This window comes from Streptomyces sp. NPDC051578 (assembly GCF_044454045.1).
In the GTDB taxonomy this organism is placed as follows: Bacteria; Actinomycetota; Actinomycetes; order Streptomycetales; family Streptomycetaceae; genus Streptomyces.
In genome coordinates this window covers 241,321-260,366 of the sequence record NZ_JBITDH010000001.1, presented here as the reverse complement: position 1 = coordinate 260,366, position 19,046 = coordinate 241,321, and the positions used below count along the sequence as shown (strand labels likewise).

Genomic DNA, 19,046 nt, shown 5'->3' with positions numbered 1-19,046 from the left:
CCCGGTGAGGCCGGGGCCGCCCCGGGGCGCCGGGGTGCGGCGGGGCTGGATGGTGCCTCCATGGGGCTGGTTCGGTCCCGGGGGCCGGAGTCGCCGCAGGGCCGGTGAGGCCGGGGCCGCCCCGGGGCACCGGGGGGCCGGAGGGGGCGGAGTCGGCGGGTGGGCGCGCCGGAGGTCAGCGGGCGATCGGGGCGACCGTGGCCGACGTCAGCGACGTCAACGTGGCCGGGGTCAGCTCGACCTCCAGGCCCCGGCGCCCCGCCGACACGCAGATCGTGCGGTGCCCGGACGCCGACGCGTCCACAACCGTCCGCAGCGTCCGCCGCTGCCCCAGCGGCGAGATGCCGCCCCGCACGTACCCCGTGGTCCGCTCCGCCAGCGCCGGGTCCGCCATCGCCGCCCGCTTCTCGCCCACCGCCGCGGCCAGCGCCTTGAGGTCGAGCGAGCCCGACACCGGGACCACCGCCACCGTCAGTACGCCGTCCACGTCCGCGACCAGCGTCTTGAACACCTGCGCCGGGGAGACGCCCATCTTCTGCGCCGCCTCCAGCCCGTACGAAGGATGCGCCGGGTCGTGCTCGTACGCGTGCGTCGTGAACTGCGCGCCGGCCGCCGTCAGGGCCGCGATCGCCGGGGTCGCCGCCCCGGCCGCCCCCGCCTTCTTCTTCCCCATCAGTTCAGGCTCGTCGGCGCGCGCGTCAGGTCGACCGCCGGCAGCGACGGCAGGTGCCGGATCACCGCCGTCTCCGTACGCAGCAGTTTCAGCTCCTCCGCCAGGCGCGTCGCCGTGTCCGGGGCCTGGAGCAGCCGCTGCCGCGCCGGGATGTCCAGTACGACCGCCGCAGCGACCAGGTACGAGACCACCGACGGCTCGTCCGGCAGTTCGGGCGCCGCGGACAGGGACCGCTCCCGCGCTCCCGCCAGCCGCTTCTGGTAGTTCCGGAACGCCCGCAGCACGCCTTCGGCCAGCGCTCCCGCGCCGTCGCCCGCGTCCTCCGGCAGCTCCTCCAGCTCGGCGACCAGGTACGGCCCCGACGCGTCGACCGACAGCAGCCGCACCCTGGAGGTGCCGGTGGCCAGCACCTCGAAGCTGCCGTCCTCCCTCTCCCGGATCGTCGCGGCGTCCGCGATGCAGCCCACCCGGTGGAAGGCCTGGATCGGGTCCGCACCGAAACCCGCCGCCGGGCCGCGCTCCGGCAGTGTCGTCTGGTCCGGCAGCCCCGGCGCGGTCGGTGCGACCTCCCAGCCGTCCCGGATCGCGACGACCGCGAAACGCCGCGGCTCGTCCTCGGCCGTCTTCTGCAACTCGCGCATCATGGCGCGATAACGCTCCTCGAAGACGTTCAGCGGCAGCACGAGGCCGGGGAACAGCACCGAGTTCAGCGGGAAGAGGGGCAGGCGAACGGAGGTCACGAGGCACAGGGTAGTGGCCGCGGGCCCGCAGCCGTCACCCCCGCCTCAGCAGCCGGGAGGCGCCCGCCGCCACCGTCGTGGCCAGGATCCACCCCAGCACCACGAGCGCCGACGCGCACCATTGCCATGCCCCGCCCGGCTTCCACTGGCCCTCGTGCCCCAGATCGATCACCGGGAGCAGCAGATCGAGGGCGTACAGGGCTGCGCTCCACTGCGGGTGCTCGTCCTCCTTGATCGGCGGCGGCGGGTGCTGGGAGAACAGCAGCGTGCCCGCCGCCCACAGCACCGCCATCCACAGCGCCGCCCGGCCCGGCCGGTACCCGTACACCACCGTCCAGTCCTGGAGGTAGCCCCACGCCTTGGCCGCGGGCGGCAGGGTCGCACGCCGCCGCCGCTGCTTGGCCAGCAGCACCTCCCGGGCGTCGGCGTCCTCGCCGCTGGCCCGCAGCACCGCCGCCAGCCGCTCGTACGGCTCCGGCGAATACTCCACGGTGGCCGCCTCCACCCAGGCCAGCCGGCGCGGCAGCGGGAAGTGCCCGCGGGGCGCGAGGATCTCGTACGAGAACCCCTCCATCACCAGCCGACCCGGGCCCGGCCAGCTCGTGGACAGGTCGACCAGCTTGACCACCTTCGCCCCCGACAGCACGACCCGGCCCTGCTCGGGCTGCGCGCCGACGAAACGGAGCTCCGGCGTGCTGATCCGCCGCAGCGACACCTCCTGCTCCGGCGACAGCACGAACCGCGCCCCGTAGAAGTCGATCGCGTCACCGAAGCGGCCGTCGTCCAGGCGCATCCCGCCCTCGCACTCGAACTCCTGCGAGGCCTGGCCCGGCGCGGGCGTCTGCCCGACCCCGTACGGCGGCGTCCGCGTCCCCGAATCGCCCGGGGAGGAGTACAGCGCGATCGACGTCAGGTACAAGGTCCGCTCGACCGTCAGCTGCGGCGCGTTCAGCGCGCGCCGCCCGGCCGGGTTGCGCAAGCGGGCCCCGCGCAGGTTCATCGACACGCCGACCTTCGCGCCGCGCAGGCTGATCTCCCCGTACGTCTCCAGCATGTCGCCCTGGAAGTCCTGGGCGACGGACATGCCGTCGGCGGTGATCGCCCGGCCCTTGTTGTCGGGCCGGACCACGGCGCGACTGATCAGCAGGTCGGTGCCGATCTGCGCGTCCGTCAGCCGGATCCCCCGCGCGACCCGGGACGCGAGCAGGTGCAGGTCCCCCTCGGTGTGCAGCCGGGCCGCCTCCAGCCGGGGGATCGCGCAGTTCACGAGCCGCAGGGTGCAGGCCCGCGTCTCGGCCAGCTGCAGCTCGCTGTCGAAGCGGCACGACTGGAACTCGACGTACGGCTCGACCCTGCCCCCGGACAGTTCCAGCCGCCCCAGGATCCGCACGCCGCGCAGCTTCAGCGCCACCACCCGGCCCGGCACCGGCGGCGGCCCGTGGAGCAGCAGCAGCGCCACCACCTCGGCGCGGACACTGCGCTCCGGCCCCCAGGGCCGCCCCGAATGCGGGTCGTCCTGCGCCGCGACACGCGCACTGAGATCACACGTGCGACCCGTGCGGTACGCCTCCCACATGCGCCGCTCGGCGTCGGTGAGATCCACCGGTTCCGTCCCCGCGCGTACCTCAGCCATGGCGGCCCCCCTCCGCAGTCACATATACGTGTAGGGGAACGCTAAGCGGCCGCTGTGACATCCGAAGACGCCCGGGGCGTGTATCAGCCAGTGATACGGGCGAACGGTGGCGGGAGCCGGTCTGAGAGAATTGCAGCGTGATCTCTCGTATCGACCTGCGCGGTGACACCCTCCCCGAGGGTGGCGCCCTGCGCGATCTGCTGCCCCGTGCCGAGTTCGACGTGGAAGCCGCCCTGGAGAAGGTGCGGCCCATCTGCGAGGACGTGCACCATCGTGGCACGGCGGCGCTGATCGAGTACGCGCGCAAGTTCGACGGGGTCGAGCTCACCCGGGTCCGGGTCCCCGCGCAGGCCCTCGCGACCGCCCTGGAACAGCTGGATCCGGCCGTCCGGGCCGCCCTGGAGGAGTCGATCCGGCGTGCCCGGATCGTCCACCGCAACCAGCGCCGCAGCGAGCACACCACCCAGGTGGTCCCCGGCGGCACCGTGACCGAGAAGTGGGTTCCCGTCGAGCGCGTCGGCCTGTACGCGCCGGGCGGCCGCTCCGTGTACCCGTCCTCCGTGGTGATGAACGTCGTACCCGCCCAGGAGGCCGGGGTCGAGTCCATCGCGCTCGCCTCCCCGCCGCAGGCCGAGTTCGGCGGCCTGCCGCACCCGACGATCCTCGCCGCCTGCGCCCTGCTCGGCGTCGACGAGGTGTACGCGGCCGGTGGCGCCCAGGCCGTCGCGATGTTCGCGTACGGCACCGAGGAGTGCGCGCCCGCCAACATGGTGACCGGCCCCGGCAACATCTGGGTCGCGGCCGCCAAGCGCTACTTCACCGGGAGGATCGGCATCGACACCGAGGCCGGCCCGACCGAGATCGCCGTCCTCGCGGACTCCACGGCCGACCCCGTGCACGTCGCCGCCGACCTGATCAGCCAGGCCGAGCACGACCCGCTGGCCGCGGCGGTCCTCGTCACCGACTCCGAGGAACTCGCGTCGGCCGTCGAGAAGGAACTGGAACCGCAGGTCGCGGCCACCAAGCACATCGAGGACCGGATCAAGCCGGCCCTCGCGGGCAAGCAGTCCGCGATCGTGCTGGTCGACAGCCTGGAGGACGGCCTCAGGGTCGTCGACGCGTACGGCGCCGAACACCTGGAGATCCAGACCGCCGACGCGGCGGCCTGGGCCGCCCGCGTCCGCAACGCCGGGGCGGTCTTCGTCGGCCCCTGGGCGCCGGTCTCGCTCGGCGACTACTGCGCCGGGTCCAACCACGTCCTGCCCACCGGCGGCTGCGCCTGCCACTCCTCCGGCCTGTCCGTGCAGTCCTTCCTGCGCGGCATCCACATCGTCGACTACTCGCGCGACGCCCTCGCCGAGGTCGCCCACCACGTGGTGACCCTCGCCGAGGCCGAGGACCTGCCGGCGCACGGCGCGGCCTTGAAGGCGCGGTTCGGGTGGAAGGTGCCGGGACAGTGACCTTCGGGATCGACGACCTCCCCATCCGGGACGAACTGCGCGGCAAGTCCCCGTACGGCGCCCCGCAGCTCGACGTGCCCGTCCAGCTCAACACCAACGAGAACCCGTACGAGCTGCCCGAACCGCTCGTGCGGCGCATCGCCGAGCGCGTCGCCGACGCCGCCCGCACCCTCAACCGCTACCCCGACCGGGACGCGGTGGAGCTGCGCACCGAGCTGGCCGCGTACCTGACCCGTACCGGCAAGCACCCGGTGGCGCGGGAGAACGTCTGGGCCGCCAACGGCTCCAACGAGGTCATCCAGCAGCTGCTGCAGACCTTCGGCGGGCCCGGCCGCACCGCGATCGGCTTCGAGCCCTCGTACTCGATGCACGCCCTGATCGCCCGCGGCACCGGCACCGGCTGGATCTCCGGACCGCGCCGGGAGGACTTCACCATCGACGTGGGGGCCGCCGAACGGGCGATCGCCGAGCACGCGCCCGACGTCGTCTTCATCACCTCGCCCAACAACCCCACGGGCACCGCGGTCGAGGCGGAGACGGTCCTCGCCCTCTACGAGGCGGCCCAGGCGGCCAAGCCGTCCCTGGTGGTCGTGGACGAGGCGTACGTGGAGTTCAGCCACCGCGACTCCCTCCTCCCGCTGATCGAGGGCCGCCCGAACCTGGTCGTCTCGCGGACCATGTCCAAGGCCTTCGGCGCCGCAGGCCTGCGCCTGGGCTACCTCGCCGCGCACCCGGCCGTGGTCGACGCCGTACAGCTCGTACGGCTGCCGTACCACCTGTCGGCCGTCACCCAGGCGACCGCGCTGGCCGCCCTGGAACACACCGACACGCTCCTCGGCTACGTCGAACAGCTCAAGGCCGAACGGGACCGCCTGGTCACCGAGCTGCGGGCCATCGGCTACGAGGTCACCGAGTCCGACGCGAACTTCATCCAGTTCGGCAGGTTCGAGGACTCCCACACCGCCTGGCAGAAGATCCTCGACCGGGGTGTCCTGGTCCGGGACAACGGCGTACCCGGATGGCTGCGGGTCACCGCGGGCACCCCCGCCGAGAACGACGCGTTCCTGGAAGCGGTTCGCGCACTGAAGAAGGAGCAGCACGCATGAGCCGCATCGGACGGGTCGAACGGACCACGAAGGAGACCTCGGTCGTCGTCGAGATAAACCTCGACGGCACCGGCAAGGTCGACGTCTCGACGGGCGTGGGCTTCTACGACCACATGCTCGACCAGCTCGGCCGCCACGGCCTCTTCGACCTCACGGTCAAGACCGACGGCGACCTGCACATCGACAGCCACCACACCATCGAGGACACCGCCCTCGCCCTCGGCGCCGCCTTCAAGCAGGCCCTCGGCGACAAGGTCGGCATCTACCGCTTCGGCAACTGCACCGTCCCGCTGGACGAGTCCCTCGCCCAGGTGACCGTCGACCTGTCGGGCCGCCCCTACCTCGTGCACACCGAGCCCGAGAACATGGCGCCCATGATCGGCTCGTACGACACGACGATGACCCGGCACATCTTCGAGTCCTTCGTCGCGCAGGCCCAGATCGCCCTGCACATCCACGTCCCGTACGGGCGCAACGCCCACCACATCGTGGAGTGCCAGTTCAAGGCCCTCGCCCGCGCCCTGCGCTACGCCGCCGAGTTCGACCCGCGCGCGGCCGGCATCCTGCCCTCCACGAAGGGTGCCCTCTGACCGTGAACGGCCTCAACACCATCCTGATCGTCCTCGGCCTGTTCCTGGCCGGGGGCGTCTACTCCTTCCAGAAGCAGAAGATGCCCCTGTCGGTCATCGTCCTGCTCGCCATCTGCTCCGCGATGTGCCTCGCCGCCGGAGTCCTGCGGATCCAGGGAATTTGGGCATGAGCGCAACCCGCCCCACCAAGACCGTCGTGGTCTTCGACTACGGCTTCGGAAACGTACGTTCCGCTGAGCGGGCGCTCGCACGGGTCGGCGCGGACGTCGAGATCACCCGCGACTACGACAAGGCCATGGACGCGGACGGGCTGCTCGTCCCCGGCGTCGGGGCCTTCTCCGCCTGCATGCAGGGACTCAAGGACGTCCGCGGCGACTGGATCATCGGGCGCCGGCTGTCCGGCGGCAGGCCCGTCATGGGCATCTGCGTCGGCATGCAGATCCTCTTCGAACGCGGCATCGAGCACGGCGTGGAGACCGAGGGCCTGGACGAGTGGCCCGGCACGGTCGGCCCGCTCAAGGCCCCGATCGTGCCCCACATGGGCTGGAACACCGTCGACGCCCCCGAGGACAGCCAGGCCTTCGCCGGCCTCGACGCCGACGCCCGGTTCTACTTCGTGCACTCCTACGCGGCGCACGACTGGAGCCTGGAGGTCACCAATCCGCTGATCCGCGCCCCCAAGGTCACCTGGGCCACCCACGGCGAGCGTTTCGTCGCGGCGGTGGAGAACGGGGCCCTGTGGGCCACCCAGTTCCACCCCGAGAAGTCCGGCGACGCCGGCGCCCAGCTCCTCACCAACTGGATCGAGACCCTGTGATGCCATCCACGCTCGAGCTGCTCCCCGCGGTCGACGTCCGCGACGGCCAGGCCGTACGCCTCGTGCACGGCGTGTCCGGCAGCGAGACCTCGTACGGCTCGCCGCTGGAAGCCGCCCTCGCCTGGCAGCGCGCCGGCGCCGAATGGCTGCACCTGGTCGACCTGGACGCGGCCTTCGGCACCGGCGACAACCGCGCCCTGGTCGCCGAGATCACCGGCGCCATGGACATCAAGGTCGAGCTGTCCGGCGGCATCCGCGACGACGCCTCGCTCGCCGCCGCCCTCGCCACCGGCTGCACCCGCGTCAACCTCGGCACCGCCGCCCTGGAGACCCCCGAGTGGGCCGCCAAGGCGATCGCCGAGCACGGCGACAAGATCGCCGTCGGGCTCGACGTACGCGGCACCACCCTCAAGGGCCGCGGCTGGACCAGCGAGGGCGGGGACCTGTACGAGACCCTCGGCCGCCTGGACTCCGAGGGCTGCGCCCGGTACGTCGTCACCGACATCGGCAAGGACGGCACGCTGACCGGCCCCAACCTGGAGCTGCTGCGGAACGTCTGCGCCGCCACCGACCGGCCCGTCGTCGCCTCCGGCGGCATCTCCTCGCTGGACGACCTGAGGGCGCTGTCCGAGCTGGTGCCGCTGGGCGTCGAGGGCGCCATCGTCGGCAAGGCCCTGTACGCGAAGGCCTTCACCCTGGAAGAGGCCCTTCGGGTGGTGTCCGCATGAGCGCCCCCGACGACGTGCGCCGCATCTCCTCCGGTGGCCCCTACGAGGACGTCATCGGCTACAGCCGAGCCGTGCAGCTCCCCAACGGACTGGTCCTGGTCTCCGGCTGCACCGCGGCCGACGGCGGCGGTCCCTACGAGCAGGCGATCACGGCCTTCGGCGTCGCCTTCAAGGCGCTGGAGCAGGCCGGTCTCGGCCCCGAGCACGTGGTCCGGACCCGGATGTACCTCACGCACGCCCGGGACGTCGACGACGTCGGCCGCGCCCACAAGGAACTGTTCGACGCGGTGCGCCCCGCCGCGTCCATGATCATCGTTTCCGGTTTCGTCGACCCGTCCATGGTCGTCGAGGTCGAGGTCGAGGCGTACGGAGGTGCCGCATGACCCTCGCCGTACGGGTGATCCCCTGCCTGGACGTGGACAACGGCCGGGTCGTCAAGGGTGTCAACTTCCAGAACCTGCGGGACGCCGGCGACCCGGTGGAGATGGCCAAGCTCTACGACGCCGAGGGCGCGGACGAGCTGACCTTCCTCGACATCACCGCGTCCTCCGGTAACCGCGAGACCACCTACGACGTGGTGCGCAGGACGGCGGAGCAGGTCTTCATCCCGCTGACCGTGGGCGGCGGCGTACGCACCGCCGACGATGTGGACAGGCTGCTGCGGGCGGGCGCCGACAAGGTGGGCGTCAACACGGCCGCCATCGAGCGGCCCGAGCTGATCCGGGAGATCGCGGAGCGCTTCGGCCGCCAGGTGCTGGTGCTGTCGGTGGACGCGCGGCGCACCGCGTCCGGCGCCTTCGAGGTCACCACGCACGGCGGCCGCAAGAGCGCCGGCATCGACGCCGTCGAGTGGGCCCACCGGGCCGCCGAGCTGGGCGCCGGGGAGATCCTGCTGAACTCGATGGACGCCGACGGCACGAAGGACGGCTACGACACCGAGATGATCGCCGCGGTGCGCAGGCACGTCCGTGTCCCGGTGATCGCCTCGGGCGGCGCCGGCAAGCTGGAACACTTCCCGCCGGCCATCGAGGCGGGCGCCGACGCGGTCCTCGCCGCCTCGGTGTTCCACTTCGGCGACCTGCGCATCGGCGAGGTCAAGAACACCCTCCGCGGGGCCGGCCACCCGGTCCGCTGACGCCCGGCCCGGACGGGGAGGGCGCCCGCCCCCCCGTCACGTGCCTCCCGCTCGGGACGTCAGATTCCGAGCTCGGCCGTCGTCAGGCGGGCGATGGCCTCCTTCGGGCCGTCCAGGTCCACCTTGGCGGCGTCCTGGCGGCCGAAGCAGAACAGCGTCAGCTCGCCCGGCTCGCCGGTGACCGTCACCACCGGGGTCCCCTTGTGGGCGACGGCCGTCCGGCCGTCCGGTCGGCGCAGCACCAGACCGACCGGCGAGCGGCGGCCCGTGAGGCGGGCCAGCTTCTCCAGACGGGACCAGAGCGCGTCCGAGAACACCGGGTCCAGCTGTCGGGGCGACCAGTCGGGCTGGGCGCGGCGGACGTCCTCGGCGTGGACGTAGAACTCCACCGCGTTCGCGGCCTCGTCGATCTGCTTGACGGAGTACAGGGACATCTTCGGCGGCCCGGTGCGGATCAGCCGGATCAGCTCCTCGTACGGTTTGGCGGCGTACTCGGCCATCGCCTTGTCCAGGCGGGCCTTGAGCACGTTCAGCAGCAGGCCGCCGGCCGCGTCCGGGCGGCGCTCCCGGACGACCACGTGCGCCGCCAGTTCCCGTGCGCTCCAGCCGTCGCACAGCGTCGGCGCCTCCGGTCCCGCCGCCTCCAACAGATCGGCCAGCAGCAGTCGTTCACGCTTCGCATGGGTAGACATGGTGGCCAGCCTACGGCCGGAACCCGCCCCGTGCCTGCTCATCAGGCGGACAGCCGTCGGTGATCGCGACCCGCGCCCGGCACAATGGGCCCCATGAGTACGACCTCTCTCGATCCCGCCATCGCCGCCCGTCTGAGGCGCTCCGCGGACGGTCTGGTACCGGCCATCGCCCAGCAGTACGACACCGGTGAGGTGCTCATGCTCGGCTGGATGGACGACGAGGCCCTGCACCGGACCCTGACCACCGGACGCTGCACGTACTGGTCGCGCAGCCGTCAGGAGTACTGGGTCAAGGGGGATACTTCCGGCCACTTCCAGCACGTGAAGTCCGTCGCCCTCGACTGCGACGCCGACACCGTGCTCGTGAAGGTCGACCAGGTCGGCGCCGCCTGCCACACGGGTGCCCGGACCTGCTTCGACGCCGATGTCCTTCCGCTGGCCGCCGAATAGCTAGGTAGGGTCCCACGCCATGGATCTCGAGACGTTCCGCAAGCTCGCGGCCGACCGCCGTGTCATCCCCGTCAGCCGCAAGCTGCTCGCCGACGGGGACACCCCGGTCGGCCTCTACCGGAAGCTCGCCGCCGAACGCCCCGGTACCTTCCTCCTGGAGTCCGCGGAGAACGGACGGTCCTGGTCCCGGTACTCCTTCATCGGCGTGCGCTCCGACGCCACCTTGACCGTCCGCGACGGCCAGGCCCACTGGATCGGCGCCGCCCCCGTCGGCGTCCCCACCACCGGCGACCCCCTCGACGCGCTGCGCGCCACCGTCGAAGTCCTGCACACGCCCCCGATCCCCGGCGGCATGGGAGGCGTCACCACCCGCGACGACGCGGCCGGGACGCCGCCCTTCACCGGCGGCATGGTCGGCTACCTCGGCTACGACATCGTGCGCCGCCTGGAGCGCATCGGCGAGCACACCTCGGACGACCTGCAGCTGCCCGAGCTGACCATGCTGCTCACTTCCGACCTGGCGGTCATGGACCACTGGGACGGCACGGTCCGGCTCATCGCCAACGCCATCAACCACAACGACCTCGACACGGGCGTGGACGAGGCGTACGCGGACGCCGTCGCCCGCCTCGACGCGATGGAGGCCGACCTCGCGCGGCCCGCGCCCTACGTGCCCACCCCGCTGCCCGCCTCCGAGCTGCCCGAGTTCTCCGCCCTGTGGGGCGGCGAGAAGTACCAGGCCGCCGTCGAGGACGTGAAGGAGCGGATCCGGGCCGGGGAGGCCTTCCAGGTCGTCCCGTCGCAGCGGTTCGAGACGCCGTGCAAGGCCTCCGCGCTGGACGTCTACCGCGTCCTGCGGGCCACCAACCCGTCCCCGTACATGTACCTCTTCCGCTTCGAGAACGGCTTCGACGTCGTCGGCTCCAGCCCCGAGGCGCTGGTCAAGGTCGAGGACGGCCGGGCCATGGTGCACCCCATCGCCGGTACCCGGCACCGCGGCGCCACCCCGCAGGAGGACAACGAGCTCGCCGACGAGCTGCTGGCCGACCCGAAGGAGCGCGCCGAGCACCTGATGCTCGTCGACCTCGGCCGCAACGACCTGGGCCGGGTGTGCGAGCCGGGCTCCGTCGAGGTCGTCGACTTCATGAGCATCGAGCGCTACTCGCACGTCATGCACATCGTCTCCACCGTCACCGGGAGGGTCGCCGAGGGCAAGACCGCCTTCGACGTGCTCACCGCCTGCTTCCCGGCCGGCACCCTCTCCGGCGCGCCCAAGCCGCGCGCCATGCAGATCATCGAGGAGCTGGAGCCCTCCCGCCGGGGCCTGTACGGCGGCTGCGTCGGCTACCTCGACTTCGCCGGGGACTCCGACACGGCCATCGCCATCCGTACCGCGCTGCTGCGCGACGGTACCGCGTACGTGCAGGCCGGAGCGGGCGTCGTCGCGGATTCGGTGCCCGAGCTGGAGGACAACGAGTGCCGCAACAAGGCCGCCGCGGTCCTCCGCGCGGTGGGAGCGGCCAACCGCCTCCACGGCGCGTGAGCCGGTAGGGGATAGTGGGGTACGTGAGTGCCGTACCCCCGCCCCGAACCGATGCCGCTTCCGTGCCCGAGCCCGAGGCCCCCGACGGTCGCGGCGGCCGCCGCAGCGTGGCCGTCGCCCTGCTGCTCGGCGCGCTCGGCGCCACCGTCGTCCTGCTCGCCTCCGGCCGGGTCTGGGCCCGCGGCAGCGCCGTCGTCGCGGGGGGTTCGCTCCCGCTGACCGCGGACGGGCAGGCCGTCACCGGGCTGCCGGCCGCGCTGGCCATCGTCGCCCTCGCGGCCCTGGTCGCGGTGTTCGCCGTACGCGGCAAGAGCCGGCTGCTGGTGTCCGGGCTGCTGGCGCTGAGCGGTCTGGGCGCGGCGCTGGCCGCGGTCACCGCCGCCGACGACCGCCGGGCGCTGGACGAGAAGGCCGCCACCACCACCGCGGACACCGCCGCGAGGGTGGCGGAGCTGTCCCACACCCCCTGGCCGTACGTCACCGCCGGCGGGGCGGTCCTCATCCTGTCGGCCGGCCTGCTGGCCCTGCGCTTCGGCCGGACCTGGCCGGCGATGGGCGGACGCTACGAACGCGACGGCAGCCCCCGGCCGCGCAAGGCCGCGGTGGTGGACCCGGAGCGGCCCGAGGACCTGTGGAAGGCCCTGGACCGGGGCGAGGACCCGACCCACTGACAGCACGCGGCGCCCGGTGCGGGACAATGGGCATCGAGCGTTCGACACAGACCGCGTTCGGTACAGCACTGCGCGACAGAGCAACGAGGAGCAACTCATGGCGGGCACGCATCACGGACACACCCCGGCCGCCTGGACCGGTGTCATCATCGCCTTCATCGGTTTCTGCATCTCCGGCGCCTTCATGGTGCTGGCGAACCCGCTCGGCTTCTGGGCCGGCCTGGTCGTCGTCGCGCTCGGCGGTGTCGTCGGCATGGCGATGAAGGCCGCGGGCATGGGCGCCCCGAAGCCCGCGCACGAGGACCTCGCGCAGGTCATCGCCGCCAACAAGCTGGCCGCGAAGGTCTGAGCCGGGCCCTGGCGCCGCCGGTTCGTCAGGCACGGCCGAGCGGCGCGGCTTCGAAAGGCGCGGCCCCGTCGGGCTGCGCCTTTTCGTCATGAGCGGAGACAATCACCGCGTGGACGCCCCTCGCACCCCCGGCCCGGCGCACGTACGGCCCAGCGCGCCGCCCCCGGTCTCCCGGGCCCGCGGGCTCGCCGCCCCCGTGCTCACCCTGGCCGGGACCCTCGCCGCGTTCGCCTACGTGGGCGCGGTCGACCCGAACCAGCCGGGCCACTACCCCGTCTGCCCGCTGCTGCGGCTGACCGGGATCCTGTGCCCGGGCTGCGGCGGGCTGCGCAGCGCGCACGCCTTCGCCCACGGCGATCTGGTGACCGCGCTCGGTGACAACGCCGTCGCCGTCCTCGGCTACTTCCTCTTCGCCGCGTTCCTCGGGCTCTGGCTGGTCCGGGCCGCGCGCGGCGGGCCGCCGCCGAGGATCGCCCTCAGGCCGGTGTACTGGTGGGGCCTGGGAGCGGTCGTGCTGGCCTTCGCCGTCGTCCGCAACCTTCCCTTCGGATCGGCCCTGGCCCCCTGAAACGGCGGGCTCACGGGAGGAAGCCGCTATTCCGGGGGAAGCGCAGGTTCCGACTGTCCAGTCAATGGGACACCCGCACGCTCCGTGCGGAGGCCCCGGCGACCTGCGGATACCATTTGAGTGCTGACCTTGCAGTGGTACGTGTCTGCAAGGCGGCCGACCGTCATCGACCCGGAAGGGGGCCGCTCGCGTGAGTGTGCTCGACGAGATCATCGAAGGGGTCCGCGAAGACCTTGCCGAACGGCAGGCCCGCGTGAGCCTCGACGAGCTCAAGGAGCGTGCCGCCAAGGCGCCCCAGGCCAAGGACGGTGTCGCCGCCCTGCGTGGCGACAGCGTCAAGGTGATCTGTGAGGTGAAGCGCTCCAGCCCCTCCAAGGGCGCGCTCGCCGCGATCGCCGATCCGGCCGGGCTCGCCGCCGACTACGAGGCGGGCGGTGCGGCGGTCATCTCCGTCCTCACCGAGCAGCGTCGTTTCGGCGGCTCGCTGGCCGACCTGGAGGCCGTCCGCGCCCGCGTGGACATCCCGATCCTGCGCAAGGACTTCATCGTCACCGCGTACCAGCTGTGGGAGGCCCGCGCCTACGGCGCCGACCTGGCCCTGCTGATCGTCGCGGCTCTGGAGCAGGAAGCCCTCGTCTCCCTCATCGAGCGGGCCCAGTCCATCGGGCTGACCCCGCTGGTCGAGGTCCACGACGAGGACGAGGTCGAGCGCGCCGTCGCCGCCGGCGCCAAGATCATCGGTGTCAACGCGCGCAACCTCAAGGACCTCAAGGTCGACCGCTCCACCTTCGAGCGCGTCGTCGAGGCCATCCCCGACCACATCGTCAAGGTCGCCGAGTCCGGCATCCGCGGACCGCACGACCTGATCGCGTACGCCAACGAGGGCGCCGACGCCGTCCTCGTCGGGGAGTCCCTGGTCACCGGACGCGACCCCAAGGCGGCCGTGGCCGACCTGGTGGCCGCCGGCGCCCACCCCGCCCTGCGGCACGGGCGGAGCTGACCCCACCCGTGCCCGTCTCCCGCTCCAGCGTCCGCACCCGCCCGGGCCACGGCCCGGCCGGCGTGCCGACGGCGCACGCGCCGCTGGCGCGCGGCTGCCGCCCCCGCGGCTGCCGCGCCCCTGCCCGGCGCGTGCACGGCCGGCGGGTGCGGTATGTGATCGGCTCCGAGCCCGGACAGGTCAACGGCATGCGATGGCGCCCCTCGCCCGCGCCGTGACGACGGCCGCCCCGCCCCGGTACCCCTGACGTACCGGCCGGGCGTCCTCGTACGGCCCGCCGTCCCCGAGCCGCCGGCTCCGGACGCGGGCCGCTCCGTCCGTATCCCCACCACCCCTGCCCGCGGGGTGCGCGGGCCGCGGACCGGCGGCGCCATACGGTGAAGCCATCCCGTCGCACCCCGTAGGAGTAGTGGACATGTCCACCCACTCGTTCTTCATCCCGGACCCGCAGGGTCTGGTCCCCAACGCCGAGGGCTACTTCGGCGACTTCGGCGGCAAGTTCATCCCGGAGGCGCTCGTCGCCGCCGTGGACGAGGTCGCCGTCGAATACGACAAGGCCAAGAGCGATCCGTCCTTCGCCGCCGAGCTCAACGAGCTCATGGTCAACTACACGGGCCGCCCCAGCGCCCTCACCGAGGTGCCCCGCTTCGCGGAGCACGCGGGCGGCGCACGGATCTTCCTCAAGCGCGAGGACCTCAACCACACCGGCTCGCACAAGATCAACAACGTGCTGGGCCAGGCGCTGCTCACCAAGCGCATGGGCAAGACCCGCGTCATCGCCGAGACCGGCGCCGGGCAGCACGGCGTGGCGACCGCCACCGCCTGCGCCCTCTTCGGCCTCGACTGCACCATCTACATGGGCGAGATCGACACCCAGCGCCAGGCGCTGAACGTCGCCCGCATGCGCATGCTGGGCGCCGAGGTCATCGCCGTGAAGTCCGGCTCCCGCACCCTCAAGGACGCCATCAACGAGGCGTTCCGCGACTGGGTCGCCAACGTGGACCAGACCCACTACCTCTTCGGCACCGTCGCCGGCCCCCACCCCTTCCCGGCCATGGTCCGCGACTTCCACCGCGTCATCGGCGTCGAAGCCCGCCGCCAGATCCTGGAGCGCGCCGGCCGCCTGCCCGACGCCGTCGCGGCCTGCGTCGGCGGCGGCTCCAACGCCATCGGCCTCTTCCACGCCTTCATCCCCGACGCGGACGTCCGCCTCGTCGGCTTCGAGCCCGCCGGCCACGGCGTGGACAGCGGCGAGCACGCGGCGACCCTGACCGCGGGCGAGCCCGGCATCCTGCACGGCTCGCGCTCCTACGTCCTCCAGGACGAGGAGGGCCAGATCACCGAGCCCTACTCCATCTCCGCCGGTCTGGACTACCCGGGCATCGGCCCCGAGCACTCCTACCTCAAGGACACCGGCCGCGGCGAGTACCGCGCCGTCACGGACGACGCCGCGATGCAGGCCCTGCGCCTGCTGTCCCGCACCGAGGGCATCATCCCGGCGATCGAGTCCGCGCACGCCCTCGCGGGCGCCCTCGACCTCGGCCGGGAACTCGGCCCGGACGGGCTGATCGTGGTCAACCTGTCCGGTCGCGGTGACAAGGACATGGACACCGCCGCCCGCTACTTCGGGCTGTACGACACCGACGGGGCGGTCGCCGACAACGAGTACGCCGAGGGGGACGACAAGTGAGCGCCAACGGGAACATCGAACTGCTGGGCGCGACCCTCGCCAAGGCGAAGTCCGAGGACCGGGCCGCCCTCGTCGCCTACCTCCCGGCCGGCTTCCCGACCGTCGACGGCGGTATCGAGGCCGTCAAGGCCATCGTGGCCGGCGGCGCCGACGTGATCGAGATCGGCCTGCCGCACAGCGACCCGGTCCTGGACGGCCCCGTCATCCAGACCGCCGACGACATCGCCCTGCGCGGCGGCGTGAAGATCGCCGACGTCATGCGCACCGTGCGCGAGGCGTACGAGGCCACCGGCGCCCCCATCCTGGTGATGACCTACTGGAACCCCATCGACCGCTACGGCGTCGAGCGGTTCACCGCCGAACTCGCGGCGGCCGGCGGTGCGGGCTGCATCCTGCCCGACCTGCCGGTCCAGGAGTCGGCGCTGTGGCGCGAGCACGCGGCCGAGCACGGGCTCGCGACCGTCTTCGTCGTCGCCCCGAGCAGCCGGGACGCGCGCCTGGCCACCATCACGGCGGCCGGTTCCGGCTTCGTCTACGCCGCTTCCCTGATGGGCGTCACCGGCACCCGGGAGTCGGTCGGCGACCAGGCCCAGGACCTGGTGCGCCGCACCCGCGCCACCACCGACCTGCCCGTCTGCGTGGGCCTCGGCGTCTCCAACGCCGCCCAGGCCGCGCAGGTGGCCGGCTTCGCGGACGGGGTGATCGTCGGCTCGGCCTTCGTGAAGCTGCTGCTGGACGCCCCGGACCTGGAGACCGGGCTGGAGGGCGTGCGGGCGCTGGCGGGCGAGCTCGCGGAAGGCGTACGCAGGTCCTGAGGCCCGGACGGGCCGGTCCTGACGCCGGACGGGCCGGGAGATGGTCGCCCGGCGACCGCCGGGGGCCCCATTAGCCCGATCGAGTGGAAGTGGGAGCGGGGAGGCACGCGAGTGCCTCCCCGCTTCGTTTGGCCGAACGTGAGCGAGAAGAACGACGGTGCGAACCGCGATGCGACGAAACGATCTGCCCGAGAGCGACTCCTCGCGGAGCGCGAGCGGCAGAAGAAGAAGGACAAGCGCCGCCGGACCCTCATCGTGTCCGCGGCGGTGGTCGGCGTACTCGGCCTGGCCGCGGTCGTCGGCCTGATCGCGGCGAACACCGGCAAGGGCGACAAGTCCGCCAAGGCGGGCCCGGTGGCCGCCCCCTCGGGGGCCACGGGCAAGGACGCGCTCGCCATCCAGACGGGCAAGCCCGAGGCCAAGTCCACCCTCACCGTGTGGGAGGACTTCCGCTGCCCGGCCTGCAAGGCGTTCGAGGACAACTACCGGACCACGGTCCACGACCTGGAGGCCAGAGGACTGCTCAAGGTCGACTACCACCTGGTCACCCTGATCGACGGCAACATGACCGGCACCGGCTCCCTCAAGGCCGCGAACGCCGCCGCCTGCGCGCAGGACGCGGGGAAGTTCCCCGCCTACCACGACGTGCTCTTCCAGAACCAGCCGCAGGAAGCCGACGACGCCTACGGCAAGAACCCCAGGCTGCTGGAGCTGGCGGGCAAGGTACCGGGGCTGGACACCCCGGCGTTCCGCTCGTGCGTGGAGAGCGGCACGCACAACAGCTGGGTGGCGAAGTCGCACGAGGCGTTCCGCGCCGGGAAGTTCCGCGGGACCCCCAGCGTGCTGCTGAACGGCAAGGACATCTTCGCCGACCAGGCCAACCCGCTGACCCCGCAGAAGCTCAAGGAGGCGGTGGAGGCCGCCGCCAAGGGCAACGGCGGCGCGGCGGCCGCCCCGAAGGGGACGGGCGCGCCGTCGGCCTCGCCGTCACCGTCGGTCTCACGCCCGGGGAAGTCCCCGTCGTCCTCGTCGTCCTCCCTGTCCTCGTCGTCGTCCTCGGTTTCCGGGAGCAGGGCCGGCAGCGGGGGTCCGGCCGGGGCGGGAGCCACGGCCGACTGAGCGACCGTATCGATTTCACCGCAGGTTGCCGGGCGGGTTGCGGTGGGTACCGCCCGGCAGGGTAGCGTCGGTCCTGCCATGACACTTGCCTATATCCCCAGCCCGTCGACCGGCGTGATCCATCTCGGACCGATCCCGCTTCGCGGCTACGCGTTCTGCATCATCATCGGCGTCTTCGTCGCCGTCTGGCTCGGCAACAAGCGCTGGATCGCACGCGGCGGTAAGCCGGGCACGGTCGCGGACATCGCCGTGTGGGCGGTGCCGTTCGGCCTGATCGGCGGCCGCCTCTACCACGTGATCACCGACTACCAGCTCTACTTCGGCGAGGGCCGCGACTGGGTCGACGCCTTCAAGATCTGGGAGGGCGGCCTCGGCATCTGGGGTGCGATCGCGCTGGGCGCGGTGGGCGCCTGGATCGGCTGCCGGCTGCGCGGGATCCCGCTGCCGGCCTGGGCGGACGCCCTGGCCCCCGGCATCGCGCTGGCGCAGGCCTGCGGCCGCTGGGGCAACTGGTTCAACCAGGAGCTGTACGGGCGGCCCACCGACCTGCCCTGGGCCCTCAAGATCAGTGAGGGTCCGAACCGGGTCGCCGGGACCTACCACCCCACCTTCCTCTACGAGTCCCTGTGGTGCATCGGCGTCGCCCTGCTGGTGATCTGGGCCGACCGCCGCTTCAAGCTGGGACACGGCCGGGCCTTCGCGCTGTACGTGGCCGCGTACTGTCTCGGGCGCGGCTGGATCGAGTACATGCGCGTCGACGAGGCGCACCACATCCTCGGGGTGCGGCTGAACGTCTGGACGGCGGTCGTCGTCTTCGTGCTCGCGGTGGTCTACCTGTTCCTGTCGCAGAAGCTGCGGCCGGGCCGGGAAGAGGTCGTGGAGCCGGACCGGGGTCCGGCGGCGGGCGGGGACGCCGTGGCCGGTGCCGAGGACGTCGTGGCCGCTGCCGGGGACGCCGGGCCCCAGGAGCCCGGAGCCGAAGGCGCCACGGACGAGGCGGGCGAGGCGGGCAAGGCCGGGGCCGGGGCGCCGGACGCCTCCGCCGGGCAGAAGCCGCAGGATTCGCCGCAGTCGCAGGACGCCGAGCCGGCCTCCGGGACGGCTTCGGGGACTGCTCCCGGGGTCAAGAAGCTCTGATCCGGGACTGCCGGAGGGCAAGGGGGCGGCGCGCGGAAGGGCGGCGCCCCCGTGATCGTGGGGGGTTGGGGGGGTGGCCCGGAAGGCGGGGGGGGGGGGGGGGCCGGGTGTGGGGGGGGGGGAGGGGGGA

The 19,046-nt window shown here is 72.7% G+C and carries 23 protein-coding genes; 19 read left to right on the top strand and 4 right to left on the bottom strand.

All coding sequences use genetic code 11. The features are described from left to right. Positions 1 to 175: 175 nt before the first annotated feature. From ybaK to ACIA6C_RS01200, 3 genes are read right to left on the bottom strand one after another with little or no spacing between them, the layout of a single operon-like run. On the bottom strand, positions 176 to 673 hold the full coding sequence (ybaK, locus tag ACIA6C_RS01210) for a Cys-tRNA(Pro) deacylase (protein WP_399272052.1): 498 nt from the start codon (positions 671 to 673) through the stop codon (positions 176 to 178). Next, positions 673 to 1,413, bottom strand: coding sequence for an LON peptidase substrate-binding domain-containing protein (locus tag ACIA6C_RS01205; RefSeq protein WP_361135880.1), 741 nt, complete (start codon positions 1,411 to 1,413; stop codon positions 673 to 675). The genes ybaK and ACIA6C_RS01205 overlap by 1 nt, the downstream gene beginning before the upstream one ends. 34 nt (positions 1,414 to 1,447) lie before the next feature. Then, complete coding sequence (locus ACIA6C_RS01200) at positions 1,448 to 3,046, bottom strand: oxidoreductase (RefSeq protein ID WP_361135882.1); 1,599 nt, start codon at positions 3,044 to 3,046, stop codon at positions 1,448 to 1,450. Between the two features lie 137 nt (positions 3,047 to 3,183). Here ACIA6C_RS01200 and hisD point away from each other — a divergent pair, with 137 nt between their 5' ends. Genes hisD through hisF form a run of 8 tightly spaced genes read left to right on the top strand, consistent with a single transcriptional unit; the run spans position 3,184 to position 8,882 of the window. Beyond that, a complete protein-coding gene (gene hisD, locus ACIA6C_RS01195; RefSeq protein ID WP_399272050.1) occupies positions 3,184 to 4,506 on the top strand; it encodes a histidinol dehydrogenase in 1,323 nt (440 codons plus the stop codon). Continuing rightward, complete coding sequence (locus ACIA6C_RS01190) at positions 4,503 to 5,612, top strand: histidinol-phosphate transaminase (protein ID WP_399272048.1); 1,110 nt, start codon at positions 4,503 to 4,505, stop codon at positions 5,610 to 5,612. The genes hisD and ACIA6C_RS01190 overlap by 4 nt, the downstream gene beginning before the upstream one ends. Further along, a complete protein-coding gene (hisB, locus tag ACIA6C_RS01185) occupies positions 5,609 to 6,202 on the top strand; it encodes an imidazoleglycerol-phosphate dehydratase HisB (protein WP_136230470.1) in 594 nt (197 codons plus the stop codon). The genes ACIA6C_RS01190 and hisB overlap by 4 nt, the downstream gene beginning before the upstream one ends. A 2-nt stretch (positions 6,203 to 6,204) precedes the next feature. Further along, positions 6,205 to 6,372 (top strand): hypothetical protein, encoded by a 168-nt coding sequence (locus ACIA6C_RS01180; protein WP_361135891.1) that lies wholly within the window; start codon positions 6,205 to 6,207, stop codon positions 6,370 to 6,372. Beyond that, positions 6,369 to 7,019 (top strand): imidazole glycerol phosphate synthase subunit HisH, encoded by a 651-nt coding sequence (gene hisH / locus ACIA6C_RS01175; RefSeq protein WP_361135894.1) that lies wholly within the window; start codon positions 6,369 to 6,371, stop codon positions 7,017 to 7,019. Before ACIA6C_RS01180 ends, hisH begins: the two co-directional genes overlap by 4 nt. Further along, positions 7,019 to 7,747: a bifunctional 1-(5-phosphoribosyl)-5-((5-phosphoribosylamino)methylideneamino)imidazole-4-carboxamide isomerase/phosphoribosylanthranilate isomerase PriA gene (gene priA / locus ACIA6C_RS01170; protein ID WP_399272045.1), complete on the top strand. Its 729-nt coding sequence runs from the start codon at positions 7,019 to 7,021 to the stop codon at positions 7,745 to 7,747. The genes hisH and priA overlap by 1 nt, the downstream gene beginning before the upstream one ends. Continuing rightward, positions 7,744 to 8,130, top strand: coding sequence for a RidA family protein (locus tag ACIA6C_RS01165; RefSeq protein ID WP_190182096.1), 387 nt, complete (start codon positions 7,744 to 7,746; stop codon positions 8,128 to 8,130). The genes priA and ACIA6C_RS01165 overlap by 4 nt, the downstream gene beginning before the upstream one ends. Beyond that, a complete protein-coding gene (hisF, locus tag ACIA6C_RS01160) occupies positions 8,127 to 8,882 on the top strand; it encodes an imidazole glycerol phosphate synthase subunit HisF (RefSeq protein WP_399272043.1) in 756 nt (251 codons plus the stop codon). Before ACIA6C_RS01165 ends, hisF begins: the two co-directional genes overlap by 4 nt. Before the next feature lie 59 nt (positions 8,883 to 8,941). Here the strand turns inward: hisF and ACIA6C_RS01155 are convergent, their stop codons facing one another. Then, entirely contained in the window at positions 8,942 to 9,574 is a 633-nt protein-coding gene (locus ACIA6C_RS01155; RefSeq protein ID WP_361135905.1) for a TIGR03085 family metal-binding protein, read from the bottom strand. Between the two features lie 84 nt (positions 9,575 to 9,658). On the opposite strand from ACIA6C_RS01155, the gene hisI reads away from it, so the two are divergent. From hisI to lgt, 11 genes are all read left to right on the top strand, one after another. Next, positions 9,659 to 10,024 (top strand): phosphoribosyl-AMP cyclohydrolase, encoded by a 366-nt coding sequence (gene hisI, locus ACIA6C_RS01150; protein ID WP_361135908.1) that lies wholly within the window; start codon positions 9,659 to 9,661, stop codon positions 10,022 to 10,024. Between the two features lie 19 nt (positions 10,025 to 10,043). Further along, on the top strand, positions 10,044 to 11,567 hold the full coding sequence (locus ACIA6C_RS01145) for an anthranilate synthase component I (protein ID WP_399272040.1): 1,524 nt from the start codon (positions 10,044 to 10,046) through the stop codon (positions 11,565 to 11,567). Between the two features lie 14 nt (positions 11,568 to 11,581). Further along, the gene (locus ACIA6C_RS01140) at positions 11,582 to 12,238 is read left to right on the top strand and encodes a TIGR02234 family membrane protein (protein WP_399272038.1); all 657 of its coding nucleotides are present in this window, start codon (positions 11,582 to 11,584) and stop codon (positions 12,236 to 12,238) included. Between the two features lie 97 nt (positions 12,239 to 12,335). Further along, positions 12,336 to 12,587 carry an HGxxPAAW family protein gene (locus ACIA6C_RS01135; protein ID WP_329194476.1) on the top strand — a complete coding sequence of 84 codons (252 nt, stop codon included), beginning with the start codon at positions 12,336 to 12,338 and terminating at the stop codon, positions 12,585 to 12,587. 88 nt (positions 12,588 to 12,675) lie between these two features. Beyond that, complete coding sequence (locus tag ACIA6C_RS01130; RefSeq protein ID WP_399272036.1) at positions 12,676 to 13,155, top strand: DUF2752 domain-containing protein; 480 nt, start codon at positions 12,676 to 12,678, stop codon at positions 13,153 to 13,155. A gap of 190 nt (positions 13,156 to 13,345) precedes the next feature. Then, positions 13,346 to 14,155, top strand: coding sequence for an indole-3-glycerol phosphate synthase TrpC (trpC, locus tag ACIA6C_RS01125; RefSeq protein WP_190182089.1), 810 nt, complete (start codon positions 13,346 to 13,348; stop codon positions 14,153 to 14,155). A gap of 8 nt (positions 14,156 to 14,163) precedes the next feature. Next, a complete protein-coding gene (gene trpM / locus ACIA6C_RS01120; RefSeq protein ID WP_136215268.1) occupies positions 14,164 to 14,373 on the top strand; it encodes a tryptophan biosynthesis modulator TrpM in 210 nt (69 codons plus the stop codon). Between the two features lie 197 nt (positions 14,374 to 14,570). Next, positions 14,571 to 15,845 carry a tryptophan synthase subunit beta gene (gene trpB / locus ACIA6C_RS01115; protein WP_361135921.1) on the top strand — a complete coding sequence of 425 codons (1,275 nt, stop codon included), beginning with the start codon at positions 14,571 to 14,573 and terminating at the stop codon, positions 15,843 to 15,845. Next, positions 15,842 to 16,660, top strand: a complete 819-nt coding sequence (gene trpA, locus ACIA6C_RS01110) for a tryptophan synthase subunit alpha (protein WP_399272033.1) — start codon at positions 15,842 to 15,844, stop codon at positions 16,658 to 16,660. Before trpB ends, trpA begins: the two co-directional genes overlap by 4 nt. A 138-nt stretch (positions 16,661 to 16,798) precedes the next feature. Next, positions 16,799 to 17,779 (top strand): thioredoxin domain-containing protein, encoded by a 981-nt coding sequence (locus ACIA6C_RS01105; protein WP_366082101.1) that lies wholly within the window; start codon positions 16,799 to 16,801, stop codon positions 17,777 to 17,779. A 78-nt stretch (positions 17,780 to 17,857) separates the two neighbouring features. Then, complete coding sequence (gene lgt, locus ACIA6C_RS01100; protein ID WP_399272031.1) at positions 17,858 to 18,916, top strand: prolipoprotein diacylglyceryl transferase; 1,059 nt, start codon at positions 17,858 to 17,860, stop codon at positions 18,914 to 18,916. Positions 18,917 to 19,046 lie beyond the last annotated feature (130 nt).

Bases quoted from the DNA above. Each gene is read 5' to 3' on its own strand.
- ACIA6C_RS01165 (WP_190182096.1), top strand. From the start codon at position 7,744: ATGAGCGCCCCCGACGACGTGCGCCGCATCTCCTCCGGTGGCCCCTAC.
- ybaK (WP_399272052.1), bottom strand. From the start codon at position 673: ATGGGGAAGAAGAAGGCGGGGGCGGCCGGGGCGGCGACCCCGGCGATC.
- hisI (WP_361135908.1), top strand. From the start codon at position 9,659: ATGGGCCCCATGAGTACGACCTCTCTCGATCCCGCCATCGCCGCCCGT.
- priA (WP_399272045.1), top strand. From the start codon at position 7,019: ATGCCATCCACGCTCGAGCTGCTCCCCGCGGTCGACGTCCGCGACGGC.
- ACIA6C_RS01135 (WP_329194476.1), top strand. From the start codon at position 12,336: ATGGCGGGCACGCATCACGGACACACCCCGGCCGCCTGGACCGGTGTC.
- hisH (WP_361135894.1), top strand. From the start codon at position 6,369: ATGAGCGCAACCCGCCCCACCAAGACCGTCGTGGTCTTCGACTACGGC.
- lgt (WP_399272031.1), top strand. From the start codon at position 17,858: ATGACACTTGCCTATATCCCCAGCCCGTCGACCGGCGTGATCCATCTC.
- hisB (WP_136230470.1), top strand. From the start codon at position 5,609: ATGAGCCGCATCGGACGGGTCGAACGGACCACGAAGGAGACCTCGGTC.
- ACIA6C_RS01155 (WP_361135905.1), bottom strand. From the start codon at position 9,574: ATGTCTACCCATGCGAAGCGTGAACGACTGCTGCTGGCCGATCTGTTG.
- ACIA6C_RS01130 (WP_399272036.1), top strand. From the start codon at position 12,676: ATGAGCGGAGACAATCACCGCGTGGACGCCCCTCGCACCCCCGGCCCG.
- ACIA6C_RS01200 (WP_361135882.1), bottom strand. From the start codon at position 3,046: ATGGCTGAGGTACGCGCGGGGACGGAACCGGTGGATCTCACCGACGCC.
- hisF (WP_399272043.1), top strand. From the start codon at position 8,127: ATGACCCTCGCCGTACGGGTGATCCCCTGCCTGGACGTGGACAACGGC.
- ACIA6C_RS01145 (WP_399272040.1), top strand. From the start codon at position 10,044: ATGGATCTCGAGACGTTCCGCAAGCTCGCGGCCGACCGCCGTGTCATC.
- trpB (WP_361135921.1), top strand. From the start codon at position 14,571: ATGTCCACCCACTCGTTCTTCATCCCGGACCCGCAGGGTCTGGTCCCC.